Below are 15,607 nucleotides of genomic sequence, written 5' to 3' on the forward strand. Positions count from 1 at the left end.
ACGATGAACGTTTCCCAAGCAATTGAACAACGCCGCTCTATTAAAGCCTACGACCCTGCACACCGCATGACAGAGGCAGAAATCCAGCAACTCTTGTCGCTAGCCATGCTCTCCCCGACCGCTTTTAACATCCAGCACTGGCGTTTTGTGGTCGTGACTGACCCTGTCTTGCGTCATCAGATCCGTGCGGTGAGCTGGAACCAGGCACAAGTCACAGATGCCTCATTGCTGATTATCCTGACTGCGGATTTAAAGGCATGGGAAAAAGACCCTGCCCGCTACTGGGTCAACGCGCCACAGCCGGTCAGTGACTACCTGGTCAAGGCCATTCACGGCTATTACACTGATCAACCTCTGGCACAACGCGATGAAGGCATGCGTTCTTGCGGCATGGCAGCCATGACCTTGATGCTGGCCGCCAAAGAAATGGGCTATGACACCTGCCCGATGGATGGTTTTGATTTTGAGGCTGTGTCCAAATTAATCAACTTGCCTGAAGATCATGTCCCCGTGATGTTTGTCGTGGTAGGAAAAGCCCTCGAAGCAGCCAAGCCACGTGGTGGCCAATTGGCCATGGATGAAGTCGTCATTTATAACCGTTTTTAGCTCTATTACGATGCCTGAAGCAGGCGCACCTTTTTAATTATTGATTGAGAGTTCTTGCATGTTAGTTGCGAACAATATCACCATGCAGTTTGGCTCCAAGCCACTGTTTGAAAATGTTTCCGTCAAATTTGGTGATGGCAACCGTTATGGTCTGATTGGCGCCAATGGCTGTGGTAAATCCACGTTTATGAAGATCCTGGCCGGGGTGCTGGAGCCTACCAGTGGCAACGTCAGCCTGGACCCGAACGAACGCATGGCCTTTTTGAAGCAGGACCAATTTGCCTATGAAGACCAGCGCGTGCTGGACGTGGTCATGATGGGTCACGAGCAAATGTGGAAAGCCATGCAAGAGCGTGACGCGATTTACGCCAACCTCGAAGCCACCGAGGACGACTACATGCGTGCCGCCGAGTTGGAAGGCGTGTTTGCAGAGTATGACGGCTATACTGCCGAAGCACGTGCTGGCGAATTGCTGTTAGGCGTAGGCATTCCCCTGGAGCAACATAATGGCCCGATGAGCGCCGTAGCCCCAGGCTGGAAGTTGCGTGTGCTGCTGGTACAAGCCCTGTTTGCAAATCCGGATGTGTTATTGCTGGACGAACCGACCAACAACCTGGACATCAACACCATCCGCTGGCTGGAAGATGTGGTCAATAATCGTGACTGCACCATGGTCATTATTTCGCACGACCGCCACTTTTTAAACCAGGTCTGTACCCATACCTGTGATATGGATTACGGCAAGATTACCTCTTATCCAGGTAACTATGATGATTACATGGAAGCCAGCATTGCCGCACGTAATCAGCAAGCCAAGGACAATGCCAAGGCCAAACAGCAGATTGCAGACTTGCAGGACTTTGTCCGTCGCTTCTCTGCTAATGCGTCTAAAGCCAAGCAGGCAACCAGCCGCGCCAAACAGATTGATAAAATCAAGGTCGAAGAGTTTAAACCCTCTAGTCGCCAGTATCCGTTTATTCGCTTTGAATTTGACGACAAAGAGAAGCTGCACCGCAATGCCGTCGAGCTCAAGAAACTCGGCCATGGCTTTGACAAACCCTTGTTTAACAACGTGGAATTGATCTTCGAAGCAGGTGAAAAAGTCGCCATCATTGGTGAAAACGGCATTGGTAAAACCACCTTTTTGCGGTGCCTGGCCGGGGATTTGCAGCCCAAGCATGGCGAAGTCAAATGGGCAGAAAAAGCCAAGCTGGGCTATTTTGCGCAAGACCATGAATACGAGTTTGCAGAAGGTGAAGACTTGTTTGAATGGATGACCAAGCAACGCCAGCAAGGCGATGATGACAACACCGTGCGCAGCATGCTGGGCCGTTTGCTGTTCCCGACCGAAGCCACTAAAAAATCAGTCAAAGTGCTGTCCGGGGGTGAAAAAGGCCGCATGCTTTACGGCAAACTGATGCTGGCGAAAACCAATGTTTTGCTGATGGACGAACCGACTAACCATATGGACATGGAGTCGATTGAAGCGCTGAATACGGCACTGGACAAATACAAGGGCACCTTATTTTTTGTCAGCCATGACCGTGAGTTTGTCAGCTCGATTGCCACCCGTATTATCGAAATCAAGGCGGATGGCATTGTCGACTTTACCGGCAACTATGAAGACTATTTAGCCAGCCAGGGGATTGCCTAAAAACTGACGATACATTCCGTTACACAGCTGACCACCCCTGACAAACACCCGATACAATCGGGTGTTTTAATATCATCATTGCAAATTCGCAATGGTGATTGAAAGGATCCATCATGAAACTGAACAAACTGGTATTCGCGGGGCTTTTGGTGTTGGTGTGCGGAACTGCCTTTGCCGAGCATGGCCATGATTGCGGTAAAGGCAAATTTGACCCTGCCAACTGGCAAGCACAGCGCCTGGAGCACTTTGAACAGCATCAGGAAAAATTGCATACCATTTTGCAACTCACTAGCGCACAGGAAAATGCCTGGAAAACCTATCAGGCACAGATCAAACCGCAAGACAAGGAACATCCGGACTTTGCAGAGTTAAGCAAACTGAATACCTTGCAACGCCTGGACAAAATGGAAGCCTGGGATAAAGCGCGTGATGCACGTCAGGCTGAACGTGCCAAAGCCATCCGTACATTTTATGCCCAGCTGAATGATGCACAGAAGAAAGCATTTGATGAAAATGCCTTACCGCAACATCCGCATCATGCCAATGCGCATCACGAAAAACCTGTGCGTGAATAAACTCAACGCGTTTCATAGACTCACCGGCCACAATGGCCGGTTTTTGTGCTCAAATACTCCCCTTGCAAGTCCGAGACACTTTTATGACTGACGGCCATCCTGATACCCATGTGCTTGTCGTTGATGACGACGATGCCATCCGTGATTTATTGTGCGACTTTTTGCAGGATAATCAACTCAGCACACAACAAGCCAGCAATCATGCACAAATGTGGCAAGCGTTGCAGCAGCGCATGCCTGATGTCATTATCCTCGACATCAACATGCCGCAGCGGAGTGGTATTGAGCTCTGCCGTGAACTGCGCGAGTCCGGCAAATATCATCTCCTGCCCATCATCATGCTCACAGCCAGAACCAGCTCTCTGGATACCATCATGGGCCTGGAAACCGGGGCAGATGACTACGTGGCCAAACCGTTTGAGCCGCTGGAACTGCTGTCGCGTATCCGTAGCGTGGTCAGACGGTCGCGCATGATGCTGGAGAGCGCAGGCAAACCCGATCACGAATGGCAGACCGATCACGCTCTTTTGCGTTTCATTGAGTTTAACGAATGGACTCTGGATATTCAAAACCGTACCCTGGTCGACAGCCAGCATACGCGCATTCCCCTCTCCAATGCCGAATTCAAGTTCTTGCGTTTCATGCTCCTGCATGCCAACCGCACCTTGAGCCGTGATCAGCTCATGGAAGAAATGCATGGACGGGAGGCGGGTCCATTTGACCGGTCAATAGACTTACAAATCAGTAGATTAAGACAGAAACTTGAAGTGGATACTAAGAATCCATCCATGATCAAAACGCTACGCAACGAAGGCTATTTACTCACCGCCGAAGTGCGTTACATTAAATAATGTGTGACATTCAATGACCGGATACACAAGATGATGAAAAAATGGCTAGGCACCATGTCGGTTCGTATTTTCCTGATCACGGTGATCGGTATTCTATTGACCGCCACCACGGTCAGGATGCTGGGACAGCGGGACTTTAAAGAAAATGAATCTCGCATGCGCGACCAATTTGCCTTTGACCGCATTGAGAGCATGGTGCGCATACTTGAAGCCACCGTCCCCGAAAAACGCGTCGAAATTCAAGACGTGTTTAAGCGTATGGGCAGCCACGTCACCATTGGCGCCAACAAACCTTCACAGGTGCCCGCCTTACCCGCAGAACTGGCGCACTTGAATACCTTGCTGGTGCCAGAAGTGGCAGACATGATTGACCTGGTTCCCCTCAGTAATTGTGCTCCACGCCGCATGACACTGCCGCCGCCGTCTGCCATGGGTTTCTCGCCGCCGCCTCGTCCGCATGGGCAATGTCTGGCCATTTACACCCACCTTGAAGACCAGACACCGATAGTGATCACTCTGCACTATGGCGGCCATAGACCACCGCCACCGCACGAACGCAACCCTTTAGCCATTTTACTGGCCTTCCTCGGCTTATTGCTGATCATTTGGACCGTCGCCTCCGTAGCCACCAGACCCCTGCGTAAACTGGCCGATGCGGCCTTGCAGCTCGCCCATAATATCGAGCACCCGCCACTGCCAGAAAATAAAGGCTCGACAGAGGTCCGCCATGCCGCCAAAGCCTTTAATGAAATGCAACGGAGCATCCTCAAGCATATTCAGGAGCGTGGCTTTATTCTGGGGGCCATCGCGCATGACCTGCAAACACCGTTGACCCGTCTGCGCTTGCGCCTCGAAAAAGTCAAAGACCCAGAACTCAAGCAGGGACTGATCAAAGACCTGACCGCCACCCAGGAAATGGTCCGAGAAGGACTGGATTTTGCGCGCCTCTGCGGTGAAAACATCCACAAAAACAAAGTGGATCTCACCGCCCTGGCAACGGCTGTTTGTGACGACTTTGAAGACGCAGGCCAAGCCATTCAAAAAACACTACCCGAACAGGCAATCACCGTCATGGGCTCTGCCCATTTGCTCACACGCTGCCTCACCAACCTGCTCAACAATACCATTGCCTATGCAAAAACGCCTGCCTTATCCATTCAAGTAAAAGGTAAACAAGTCATCTGTACCGTCTCGGACAATGGCCCAGGCATTCCTGAATCTGCCCTAACCAGCGTGCTGGAACCGTTCCGGCGTCTGGAGGACTCCCGCTCCCGCCAGACCGGTGGCACCGGCCTCGGCCTGGCCATTGCACGAATGATTGTTGAAAAACACGGTGGAAAAATGACACTGAACAACAAGACAGCCCCTGAAACCGGCCTGGTAGTGCAGATGGTGCTACCGCTGAACTAAATCAGCCGTTGCGTAACACTGTTTGCATATTTTTGTTGAAGCGCGAGGCCACCACAGTGTAGACTAGCGCCCTTATCAAGGCTTGCTGATCGCAATGATTACGCAAGACCTCCCGGAGAAGTGGCAGAGCTGGTTGAATGTACCTGACTCGAAATCAGGCATACGTGAAAGCGTATCGAGGGTTCGAATCCCTCCTTCTCCGCCAGTCATCTCAGGCATGAGAAATCCGTAGCTGGATTCCGATGACATTTTAGTCACGCCTGTTTAATGTTCACCCATTCATTCTACTTGCTTAGAACAACCACGCTACTCGACATCGAGTCGACTCATTTTTTGCTTGAAGCTGTTTACAGAAAAGTCAGCCGCGGCAAGACATGCAGCCATATCAAATTGATTGTCGCTGATCACGCAGGATATTCGCTCGCAGCGCATCGACACTGGCCGCTTCTCCTTCAAAATATTGCGTGAAATTTAAGCCATCAAACAGTAATACACCGGTAATTCCATCACGGCTGTTTGCAGCACGCGAAGTTTTAACGATGTCAGGCACCACCAATACGTCGTAGTGCTCTTGGTTTAATACGCTTGTATACAGAGCAAACTTCATGGCTGTGCTCATGTTTTGAGATACTTAATGATATTCGATAAATAATTGATAAATATATATATTTAAAGCGTCATGTTTGATCTCGTCTGATCGTCGCAACAGTTCTAGCAAGCGCGCAAGACCCGTCCTGACTGATCCTACAGCCCCATGGCATCAATAACTGCCTGGTACTGCATCAAGCTCGACTACGTTGTTTAACGTATTAATCAACGATGACTTCGGTGCGAGCATAGTAGCAAACAAGCTTGGCAGTAAACCGTGCAATGGTGATCAGCGCTTCTGTTTCTCTTTTCTTCAAGCCCGCGAGATCGGTGGTCAGAGCAAAAGAGTAACAGGTCATAAAGCGCACTTCCCCATATTCAGCCAGCCCCCCATAGGCGGCATGCACACCTCTTATTTCGTCGTTCAGCCGCTCTCAAGCCTTGTTCCTTGAGCCAACGACTATCACGCCTAGCAGCGCCATGTTAACGAGCTCACTTGCACATTCTTAACCCAGTGGAGTCTTTCAATATGTCAGAGCATACTTGTAGTCCCGGTTGTCAGCATGGCGTTACCCCAGGTAATGAAGCACACATCAAAGAAGAGTTTCACGAGGCAAGGAGGTCTTTTTTAAAAGATGCCTTTGCCGTCGGCAGCACCACTGCCGCGCTTGGCGCGATGGGGATTACCATGTCGTCAAACGCCTTTGCCCAGAGTCCCAAGGTCGGTACGGGCCGCGCCAATCATTTTTATGTCCCTGCCAATGACAAAACGGTCCATTGGGGATTTTTCAGTAAATCCCTCAAACCGTTAATTGAGGTCGAGTCTGGGGACTATGTGACCCTGGAAACGCTTACTCACCATGCCAATGATGATGCCGAAAGGATGGTGAGAGGCGATGCGGGCGCAGAAAGTGTGTTTTACTGGGATAGTAAACGCAAGGGGGTAGACCGTCGCGGAATAGGCGCCATGAATGCCAAAGTGGGTGCCGGGGGTGGCTTAGGTGTCCATATTTGTACCGGGCCGATTGCAGTTAAGGGGGCTGAGCCGGGTGATATTCTGGAAGTCCGCATTGTGGATGTCACCCCCAGACCCAGCGCTAACCCCTTATACAAGGGCAAGGCCTTTGGCAGTAATGCTGCTGCCTGGTGGGGGTTTCATTACGGTGACACGATAGAGGAGCCAAAAAAACGTGAAGTGATCACCATTTATGAAGTCGATGCGACCGGGGAAAGAAACTATGCATCCGCAGTGTATAACTTCCGCTGGACGCCACAAATCGATCCATTCGGAATTGTGCACCCCATCATTGACTACCCCGGCGTCCCGGTCGACCATAAAACCATCAAAGAAAATCACAATGTACTGAAAAACGTCCGTATCCCTATCCGTCCGCACTTCGGTACCATGGGGGTCGCGCCGAGTGAAGCCGACATGGTCAACTCGATTCCACCCAACTACACCGGCGGCAACATAGATAACTGGCGCATTGGTAAAGGCGCCACGCTCTACTACCCGGTATCGGTGTCAGGCGGCTTATTTTCGGTCGGCGATCCGCATGCGTCACAAGGCGATTCCGAGCTGTGTGGCACGGCCATCGAGTGTTCTCTGACCGGCACTTTTCAGCTGATTTTGCATAAAAAAGCCAGCCTGCCCGGCACGGCACTGGAAAGCCTGAAATATCCACTGCTGGAAACGCAAGATGAATGGCTGCTTCATGGATTCAGTTATCCAAACTACCTGGCGGACTTGGGGCCAGATGCGCAGAATAGTATTTTTGCCAAATCCTCGGTCGATTTAGCCTTGCGCGATGCCTACCGCAAAATGCGCGATTTCTTGATGACTACCCAAGGATTGAGTGAAGACGAGGCGATCTCACTGATGTCAATTGCGGTTGACTTTGGCATTACGCAGGTGGTGGATGGCAACTGGGGCGTGCATGCGTTGGTGAAAAAAAGCATTTTCCCGCCGCGCAAAAATTGATCATGCGCCAGAGCATCAGCCTGATAAATTGCTAATGGAAAGGCAACGCGCCTCTCCGTTAGCAAATCTATTTAAGAAGAAGGATGCGTTCTAAGAAAAAACAGGATTGAGCAGAGCAGCGTGCAATGCATGCGGTGACTAGATTAAAGCACGAATCTCGGGCAAATTGCGCCACCAGCCATACACGTCCATGCCGCAGCCAAATACGTAGCGGTTTGGCACCACCAACCCGACCACATCGGCTTGCAATGGCTTTTGCAAGCCATTGTCTTTTTCAGTCAGCACCGCGGTGAGCACGTGGCGCGCACCTGCCGCATGGCAAAAGCGCACCACTTCTGCCAAGGTAATCCCCTCATCCAGAATATCGTCCACAATCACCACAGTTTGGTCACGCAGGTCTAACTCGGGCTGCTTGCTCCAGACAATTTCATGGCCAGCCGTGCCGTGATAGCGATTGGCCTGCAAGTAGTCTATTCGTGCTGGCAGATTGAGTCGCGCCATTAATTGACCGGCCAGATAAAGGCCGCCACGCATCACGCAAAGCAACACGATGCTTTCGCTAGCAAGGTCTTGCATGCGCTGCTGCAACTGTAACGCAACGCGCTCCATGGCGGCGTTGACCTCTTCTGCGGTAAATACCACCTGCGACTGCGCCAGCCAGTGCGCCGGCGGTTGATCCTGCGGTGCAACCATGCGCGTTAGAGGCTCAGGGTTTTCAGATACGCTCTGAAGCTGTCGGCGATTTCGGGATGTTTGAGACCCAACTCAACGTTGGCCTGCATAAAGCCGAGTTTGCTGCCGCAATCATAGCGTTTGCCCTTGTAGCGGTACGCCATGACTTTCTCGTACTGCATCAAGGCAGAAATACCGTCTGTCAGCTGAATTTCGCCGCCTTTGCCTGGCTTGACGTGCTCCAGGCACTCAAAAATGCGTGGGCTCAACACATAACGACCGACCACGGCCAGGTTGGAAGGCGCTTCTTCCGGTTTTGGTTTTTCTACCATGCCTTTCACTTCGAGCAAGTCATCGGTTTTTGCCACGGCATCCACCACACCATAGCTGCTGGTTTCTTCCGGTGCAACCGTTTCAATGCCCAAAATGGAGCATTGCTGCTCTTCATACATGTCTACCATTTGCTTGGTGATGGATACATCACCAACCAGCAAATCGTCCGCAAGTAAGACTGAAAATGGCTCATCCCCGACCACAGGCTTGGCGCAAAGCACAGCATGTCCCAGGCCCAATGCTTGTGACTGGCGGATAAACACGCAGCTGACGCCTTTGGGCAGAATGCTGTGCACGATATCCAGCAGTTTTTGCTTGCCGGCAGCCTCGAGTTCAGCTTCCAGTTCATAGGCCTTGTCAAAGTGGTCCGCAATCGAACGTTTGTTGCGACCCGTGATAAAAATTAACTCGGTTGCGCCAGCGGCAATCGCCTCTTCGGCTGCATATTGAATCAGCGGCTTATCGACGACAGGCAGCATTTCCTTAGGGCTAGCCTTGGTCGCTGGCAAAAATCGGGTCCCTAGCCCTGCCACCGGGAAGACTGCTTTTGTAATTTTTTTCATGGTCGTATCCTAATAAATAAAAATAGTTATAACAAAAGAATAAAGGTGTGACTCAAATTTTTAATATAGATTTCAACTTTAAGCAAAGAACGGTCCCTGCCAGCAATGCCGTCACCGCATTGGCGATAATCACCGGCCAATCTCCGATCAAGAGACCATAAATCAGCCATAACACCACGCCAGAAGTGAAAATGGTGTACATCGGCAACGAGATGCCGCTTAAATCCCTGGTACGCCATGATTGCAAAACTTGTGGGATAAAGGCTAACGTGGTGCACACGGCAGCGATTGATCCAATACAGGTGTTTACTATGCTCATTTCAAATCTTCTACTTCGGCACCAAAGGCCTGTAACTTGAGCTTTTTGAGTTGATCCCTGAATTGGGCCGCTTTTTCAAACTCAAGGTTTTTGGCCGCGTCGTGCATGGCTTTTTCAATGCGCTTGATTTCCTTGGTCAGCATTTTTTCGCTCATGCTTTCATAGCTGGCCTGTTCCTGTGCAGCCTTGCGTTCACGCTGGGCCTCATCCTTATCATAGACGCCATCAATGATGTCTTTAATGCGCTTGGTGACACCTTTGGGCGTAATGCCATGCTCGGCGTTAAACGCCAATTGAATCTTGCGGCGACGGTCCCCTTCATCCATCGCCAGTTTCATGCTGCGTGTGATGCTATTGGCATAAAAAATGACGCGCCCATTCAAATTACGCGCCGCACGGCCCGCCGTTTGAATCAATGACCGCTCAGAGCGCAAAAAGCCCTCTTTATCGGCATCCAGCACGGCCACCAGCGACACCTCGGGGATGTCCAGGCCCTCACGTAGCAGGTTAATGCCGACCAGCACATCAAACTCCCCCAGGCGCAAGTCACGGATGATCTCCACGCGTTCCACCGTATCGATATCGCTATGCAAATAGCGGACCTTGACGCCATGTTCGCTCAGGTAATCCGTCAGGTCTTCAGCCATGCGCTTGGTCAGGGTTGTTGCTAGCACGCGTTCGCCCATGGCGACACAGCGTTTGATCTCGCCGAGCAGATCATCTACCTGAGTATCGGCAGGTTTGACGGTAATTTCAGGGTCTACCAGTCCGGTTGGCCGAGCAATCATTTCCACCACTTGCTGCTGATGCTCTTTTTCGTAATTGGCAGGCGTGGCCGAGACAAATACGCATTGCCGCATAATACGCTCAAACTCTTCAAACTTGAGCGGACGATTATCCATGGCCGAGGGCAGGCGCCAGCCATAATCCACCAGGTTAGCCTTGCGTGAGCGATCACCCAGATACATACCGCCAATTTGCGGCACGGTCACATGGCTCTCGTCTATGATCATCAGCGCTTCAGCGGGCAGGTAATCAATCAGCGTCGGCGGCGGGTCGCCGGGGTTGCGGCCCGTCAAATGACGGCTGTAATTTTCAATGCCTTTGCAAAAGCCGATTTCGTTAAGCATTTCGAGATCAAAACGCGTGCGCTGTTCGATGCGCTGCGCTTCTACCAGCTTGTTTTCACTCAGGAAAAAACTGACGCGCTGACGCAGTTCTTCCTTGATGGTTTCCATGGCCCTTACCGTCGCTTCACGCGCGGTCACATAATGGCTGGACGGGAAAATACGGAAATTGTGTATCTTGTTAAAAATCTGGCCCGTCAGCGGATCAAACAACTGAATGGTATCAATCTCGTCATCAAACAGATTGATTCTGACCGCCGTTTCACTGTTCTCTGAAGGGAACACGTCAATAATGTCGCCCCGGACACGGAAGCAGCCCCGGCTAAAGTCAAAGTCGTTGCGGTCATACTGCATGGCAATCAGGTGCGCAACAATGTCTTTTTGTGCAATCTTTTTACCCTGATGAATATGCAACACCATGCCATGGTATTCGCCTGGATCACCAATACCGTAAATGGCCGAAACAGTGGCCACAATCACGGCATCTTCGCGCTCGAGCAAGGCTTTGGTCGCTGACAAACGCATCTGCTCAATGTGTTCGTTGATGCTGGAGTCTTTTTCGATAAACAGGTCGCGCGAAGGCACGTAGGCTTCCGGCTGGTAATAATCGTAATAGCTGACGAAATACTCGACGGCATTATTGGGGAAAAACTCGCGGAACTCGCTATAAAGCTGTGCAGCCAAGGTTTTATTCGGTGCCATGACAATCGCCGGTTTGCCGGTGCGCGCAATCACGTTCGCCATGGTGTAGGTCTTGCCAGAGCCTGTCACCCCCAGCAAGGTTTGAAACTTGAGGCCGTCATGAATCCCCTGCGTCAATTTTTCAATTGCCTGTGGTTGATCCCCAGCCGGCGGAAAGGGCTGGTGTAATTCATATTTACTACCGGGGAAAGTAACGATCACAACAACAGTCTGTGCATGGGATAAATAATATACGTTCTATTTTAACTGCTTTTGCGCAGACAGGCATATGATTTACAATTTTCTCAACTACTTTGCGCCTGAACTTTTATCGCAAGTACCAGTCAGTTAAACCACAATGAATCATATTCTTTTGGGGGTCGCGTGAAATTCCTTTTAATAGCCATTCTGGCACTCGGTACACCAGCGGCGCAAGCCTACAATCAGCAAGCCCTGATGGAAGCTTACTTTGGTGTGGTCATGATCCGCGGCTACAACCAGGAAGGTGGCATGGCCTATGGTTCCGGCGTGGTGGTCAGCGACAATTCAGTGGTCACCAATTGCCATGTCTTGCGCGCAACCAAACAGCCCTGGGTCTCCCGTGGCGAAGACAGCTACCCAATCACCAGCGTACGCGCAGATGCCTGGCATGATTTGTGTCTGGTGACCACTAGCAATATGCCCTTCAAGCCAGTCCCGCGCGGCAACAGCCTGGCCTTGAGTCGCGGCCAGGAAATCACCGCGATTGGACACTCAAATGGTGTGCCTGCGCCGATCACTTCTATTGGTGAAATTCAGGGTTTGTATCCTACGCCTGCCGGCAATATGATCCGCAGCAGCGCCAAGTTCCTCATGGGAGCCAGCGGCAGCGGCTTGTTTGACATGGATGGCAAACTGGTGGGCATCAATACCTTTAAAACCGCAGGCAATGGTGGCAGCATTCACTTTGCATTGCCCGTCGAGTGGCTGGAGACCCTGGAGAAAATGCCAGCCAGTAACATCTTTCCAGTGTCAGGCAAAGCATTGTGGGAGGAAGACGAAGACAAAAAACCCTACTATATGCGTGCTGCCGTGCCCGAATCCCGTCAAGATTGGCCCGCACTGGCGCAAGTCAGCCAGCTTTGGACCCAGCAAGAAACAAGTAGTCCAGATGCCTGGTTTAGTCTGGGGCTGGCAGAAATGTCACTCAAGCACTTTGATGTCGCCGCCTCCGCCTTTAGCCAAGCCGTCAAACTGGACAAACAGTTTGTTGAGGCCTGGTTTAGACGTGGTGAAATGGCCCAGAAACTGGGCGACCAACACACCGTGCATGAGATTGAGGGCCAGTTACAACAAATAGATCCCACCCTGGTGCCTGTCTACCAGGCTTATCTCGGCTGCGGCAAACAATGTTAAATCTTCCTGTCATCATTTTCGCCTCACCGCCCCGCCCGGGGCGACCAGCTTAAAACAACTGGCGCGCCTCGCGCGCGCCTTTCACTTCCCTATCCGCTTGTTTTTGCGTAAAATATTGCGTTTTTCATTTTTTTGCAGGCTGCATACGCAGCCTGCTTATTAAGCATACGACCCAACAAGGAAGTGATCTTGAACCAAGCTGCTGCCAACGTGCTGTCCGCACGCGTGTTATCCATTAAAGAATCGCCCACCCTGGCCATTACAGCCAAAGCGGCCAAATACAAGTCTGAGGGCCGCCCTATCATAGGCCTGGCGGCAGGCGAACCAGATTTCGACACGCCACAACATATTAAAGATGCAGCCAAGGCAGCGATTGACGCCGGGTACACCAAATACACCCCTGTGAGCGGGATTCCCGCCCTCAAAAAAGCCATCGTCAACAAATTCAAGAACGAAAATGGCTTTGATTACGCAGTCAATGAAGTAATTGTTGGCGTCGGTGGCAAGCAAACCATTTTCAACCTGTGCCTGGCGGTGTTAAACCCAGGCGACGAAGTCATCGTGCCGGCCCCCTACTGGGTCAGCTATGCCGACATTGCCATGGTCGCAGAGGCAAAACCGGTGATTATCGAATGCGGGATTGAGCAAGGCTTTAAACTGCTGCCCGCGCAACTCGAAGCAGCAATCAACAGCAAAACCAAACTGGTGATGTTTAACTCACCTTCCAACCCAACCGGCGCAGTCTATAGCCTGGACGAGCTCAAGGCGCTGGGCGAGGTGCTGCTCAAACATCCACATGTGCTGGTCGCAACTGATGACATGTATGAACACGTCAACCTGACCGGCGAAAAATTCCACAACATCCTCAATGCCGCACCAGGCCTCAAAGACCGCTGCATTGTGCTCAATGGGGTGTCCAAAGCTTACTCCATGACCGGCTGGCGTATCGGTTATGCCGCAGGCCCGGCCTACATCATCAAGGCGATGGAAATCCTGCAAAGCCAGTCTACCAGCAACCCAACCTCGATTTCGCAATATGCGGCCGAGGCAGCCCTCAGCGGTTCGCAAGACTGCATCAAGCCCATGGTTGCGGCTTTCCGCGAGCGCCACAAATATGTGGTGGATCGTTTTAACGCCATGCCAGGCTTGAGCTGCCTGATGGCAGGCGGCGCATTCTATGCCTTCCCGGATGCACGCCAAGCCATTGCCAACCTGCACCAGGCTGGCAAAATCAAGGCAACCACCGATATGGCGCTGGCAGAATACCTGCTTGAAGAGCACAATGTCGCCGTGGTCCCAGGCTCAGCCTTTGGCGCAGAAGGCTACTTCCGCATCTCGTTTGCCACCAGCATGGAAAACTTACGCGAAGCATTAGACCGCATCGAGCACGCACTTAAGGTTTAACAAGATAGTCCCAAATAGACTCACCAAAAAGCGCCTGCGGGCGCTTTTTGCTTTTGCATCGCAACAATTGTTACAAAACCAGTTTAAAGCTCAAAACAAGCGTATCAGCCTAAAGCTCCATAGTTTTTCTGCGCTTTGCGCAGGGTTCAAGGTCGAGACTGCCATGCCCATCTGCAAGGTATAACGCTCGTTCGCATCGTAATGCACTTGTGGCGTCAATCGGTAACGCCAAGTACCGCCGCGGCTGATTTCCTGATTTATTTCCATGCCCAAGGTCACTCGCGTCGATGCATCATAAAACACCGAGTGATTAAGCAAATAGTCAGCCCTGGCACGCCGATTGACATCCTGTACACGCAGTCCCAGCATACTCAGCGACGACCATGGCTCATTCCATCGCTTGGCGACAATATAGGTTGCATCGACAGAAACAGCTTTACTATGTTTATGCATATCAACAAAAGCCTGCCAACCGGTGGCCATGCCACGCGCAGAGGAAACCTGCAGCGTCTGCTGAATGGCCAATTTATAGCGTTCATGCCGCGTATTCTCGATAGGCAATTCCAACTCCACCCCAATGTCGTCCGCCAGGCCATATTCAAGCTCAGGCGCCCAGCTGACATCCCCGGTCGCCGCACTCACATCCACCAGCGCATTCACCTCCAGATCGCCCTGCTTCACCCCCAACGGTCGCACCAGGTCTAGACCATAGGCTCAGGCACTCTCAACACACGGTCACTATGCGCAGCATCCGATTCAAGAAATAGCGCTTCTTCAGAAGCCTCCGAAACAAGGGCGCTGGTTAACAGCAACACATAAGCACAAACAACAGCACAGACGTTCACAATTACATTTATACAAATATAAAAACCACATCATACCAAGCAAGTGACCAACGCCCCAAGTGATTCCTCCTCACACAGGTTATTCTTGTTTGACATGCGCAGGAAAGCCTTTGGAAGCAAACAGCAATGATCAGGCGTTTGCAAAATAAACAAAGAGAGAGATAAAGAATGCATCAGGATAAGGTGATCCGATATTGCGAAGCGCTTCGCAATGCTGCAGAAAAGCAAAAAGGCCTCACATCTCTGCAAGGCCTTTTTCTATTTGGCTCCTCAACCTGGGCTCGAACCAGGGACCTACGGATTAACAGGATTCTGTTTTTTTATAATTAATAAACTAATCAATGACTTGCAGCGTCCGAATATCAATGCATTTCAGTATCAGTTAAATAAAATTAGTTTCATTCATCATAGGTTGGTTACGAATTTGCTACGTTGGTAAATGCCATTTAATATTTTTTCAAATTCAGTTAGACTCAATTTAGATTGCGTAGTTAACAACAATTAAAACTGGAATCACTATGGAAATAGTAGTTGAATCGCCCCGGCTGCATTAGATACTTTTTAGCCTCATACTTGAGGTTAATAGGAGTATTAAATGAGCAA

The 15,607-nt window shown here is 51.0% G+C and carries 15 protein-coding genes and 1 tRNA gene; 9 read left to right on the forward strand and 7 right to left on the reverse strand.

All coding sequences use genetic code 11. The features are described from left to right. Positions 1 to 3 precede the first annotated feature (3 nt). The 6 genes from Q9292_RS11035 to Q9292_RS11060 all read left to right on the forward strand — a co-directional run bounded on the left by Q9292_RS11035 (position 4) and on the right by Q9292_RS11060 (position 5,301). A complete protein-coding gene (locus Q9292_RS11035; protein ID WP_194747875.1) occupies positions 4 to 606 on the forward strand; it encodes a nitroreductase family protein in 603 nt (200 codons plus the stop codon). 58 nt (positions 607 to 664) lie between these two features. After that, positions 665 to 2,260 carry an ABC-F family ATPase gene (locus Q9292_RS11040; protein WP_275355546.1) on the forward strand — a complete coding sequence of 532 codons (1,596 nt, stop codon included), beginning with the start codon at positions 665 to 667 and terminating at the stop codon, positions 2,258 to 2,260. A 113-nt stretch (positions 2,261 to 2,373) separates the two neighbouring features. Continuing rightward, positions 2,374 to 2,835 (forward strand): Spy/CpxP family protein refolding chaperone, encoded by a 462-nt coding sequence (locus Q9292_RS11045; protein WP_275355547.1) that lies wholly within the window; start codon positions 2,374 to 2,376, stop codon positions 2,833 to 2,835. 83 nt (positions 2,836 to 2,918) lie between these two features. Continuing rightward, positions 2,919 to 3,686 carry a response regulator gene (locus Q9292_RS11050; protein WP_194747880.1) on the forward strand — a complete coding sequence of 256 codons (768 nt, stop codon included), beginning with the start codon at positions 2,919 to 2,921 and terminating at the stop codon, positions 3,684 to 3,686. A 30-nt stretch (positions 3,687 to 3,716) separates the two neighbouring features. Beyond that, positions 3,717 to 5,096, forward strand: coding sequence for an ATP-binding protein (locus Q9292_RS11055; protein ID WP_313987955.1), 1,380 nt, complete (start codon positions 3,717 to 3,719; stop codon positions 5,094 to 5,096). Positions 5,097 to 5,210: 114 nt separating this feature from the next. Beyond that, positions 5,211 to 5,301: transfer RNA gene (locus tag Q9292_RS11060), tRNA-Ser, on the forward strand. A gap of 180 nt (positions 5,302 to 5,481) precedes the next feature. Here Q9292_RS11060 and Q9292_RS11065 read toward each other — a convergent pair. Next, positions 5,482 to 5,703 carry a BLUF domain-containing protein gene (locus Q9292_RS11065; protein ID WP_313987957.1) on the reverse strand — a complete coding sequence of 74 codons (222 nt, stop codon included), beginning with the start codon at positions 5,701 to 5,703 and terminating at the stop codon, positions 5,482 to 5,484. Between the two features lie 202 nt (positions 5,704 to 5,905). Then, positions 5,906 to 6,091 (reverse strand): hypothetical protein, encoded by a 186-nt coding sequence (locus Q9292_RS11070; protein ID WP_313987959.1) that lies wholly within the window; start codon positions 6,089 to 6,091, stop codon positions 5,906 to 5,908. A gap of 122 nt (positions 6,092 to 6,213) precedes the next feature. Between Q9292_RS11070 and Q9292_RS11075 the strand changes: the two genes are divergently transcribed. Beyond that, on the forward strand, positions 6,214 to 7,665 hold the full coding sequence (locus Q9292_RS11075) for an acetamidase/formamidase family protein (RefSeq protein WP_194747892.1): 1,452 nt from the start codon (positions 6,214 to 6,216) through the stop codon (positions 7,663 to 7,665). Between the two features lie 138 nt (positions 7,666 to 7,803). Here Q9292_RS11075 and Q9292_RS11080 read toward each other — a convergent pair whose 3' ends face one another. Genes Q9292_RS11080 through uvrB form a run of 4 tightly spaced genes read right to left on the reverse strand, consistent with a single transcriptional unit; the run spans position 7,804 to position 11,582 of the window. Further along, positions 7,804 to 8,358 carry a hypoxanthine-guanine phosphoribosyltransferase gene (locus Q9292_RS11080; protein ID WP_194747893.1) on the reverse strand — a complete coding sequence of 185 codons (555 nt, stop codon included), beginning with the start codon at positions 8,356 to 8,358 and terminating at the stop codon, positions 7,804 to 7,806. Positions 8,359 to 8,363: 5 nt separating this feature from the next. Beyond that, positions 8,364 to 9,233: a UTP--glucose-1-phosphate uridylyltransferase GalU gene (gene galU, locus Q9292_RS11085; RefSeq protein WP_194747895.1), complete on the reverse strand. Its 870-nt coding sequence runs from the start codon at positions 9,231 to 9,233 to the stop codon at positions 8,364 to 8,366. 52 nt (positions 9,234 to 9,285) lie between these two features. Next, the gene (locus Q9292_RS11090) at positions 9,286 to 9,552 is read right to left on the reverse strand and encodes a SemiSWEET transporter (RefSeq protein WP_313987966.1); all 267 of its coding nucleotides are present in this window, start codon (positions 9,550 to 9,552) and stop codon (positions 9,286 to 9,288) included. Next, a complete protein-coding gene (gene uvrB, locus Q9292_RS11095; RefSeq protein ID WP_313987969.1) occupies positions 9,549 to 11,582 on the reverse strand; it encodes an excinuclease ABC subunit UvrB in 2,034 nt (677 codons plus the stop codon). The genes Q9292_RS11090 and uvrB overlap by 4 nt, the downstream gene beginning before the upstream one ends. Positions 11,583 to 11,744: 162 nt before the next feature. Here uvrB and Q9292_RS11100 point away from each other — a divergent pair, with 162 nt between their 5' ends. Together Q9292_RS11100 and Q9292_RS11105 are read left to right on the forward strand one after the other, a co-directional pair. Further along, entirely contained in the window at positions 11,745 to 12,755 is a 1,011-nt protein-coding gene (locus tag Q9292_RS11100) for a tetratricopeptide repeat-containing serine protease family protein (protein WP_275355559.1), read from the forward strand. A gap of 189 nt (positions 12,756 to 12,944) precedes the next feature. Then, positions 12,945 to 14,159 carry a pyridoxal phosphate-dependent aminotransferase gene (locus Q9292_RS11105; protein ID WP_313987972.1) on the forward strand — a complete coding sequence of 405 codons (1,215 nt, stop codon included), beginning with the start codon at positions 12,945 to 12,947 and terminating at the stop codon, positions 14,157 to 14,159. A 90-nt stretch (positions 14,160 to 14,249) separates the two neighbouring features. On the opposite strand, the gene Q9292_RS11110 is transcribed toward Q9292_RS11105, so the two are convergent. Beyond that, positions 14,250 to 14,855, reverse strand: a complete 606-nt coding sequence (locus Q9292_RS11110) for a hypothetical protein (RefSeq protein WP_313987975.1) — start codon at positions 14,853 to 14,855, stop codon at positions 14,250 to 14,252. Positions 14,856 to 15,607: the final 752 nt, after the last annotated feature.

The sequence above is a fragment of the Methylophilus sp. VKM B-3414 genome, from assembly GCF_032248435.1.
Lineage (GTDB): Bacteria > Pseudomonadota > Gammaproteobacteria > Burkholderiales > Methylophilaceae > Methylophilus > Methylophilus glucosoxydans.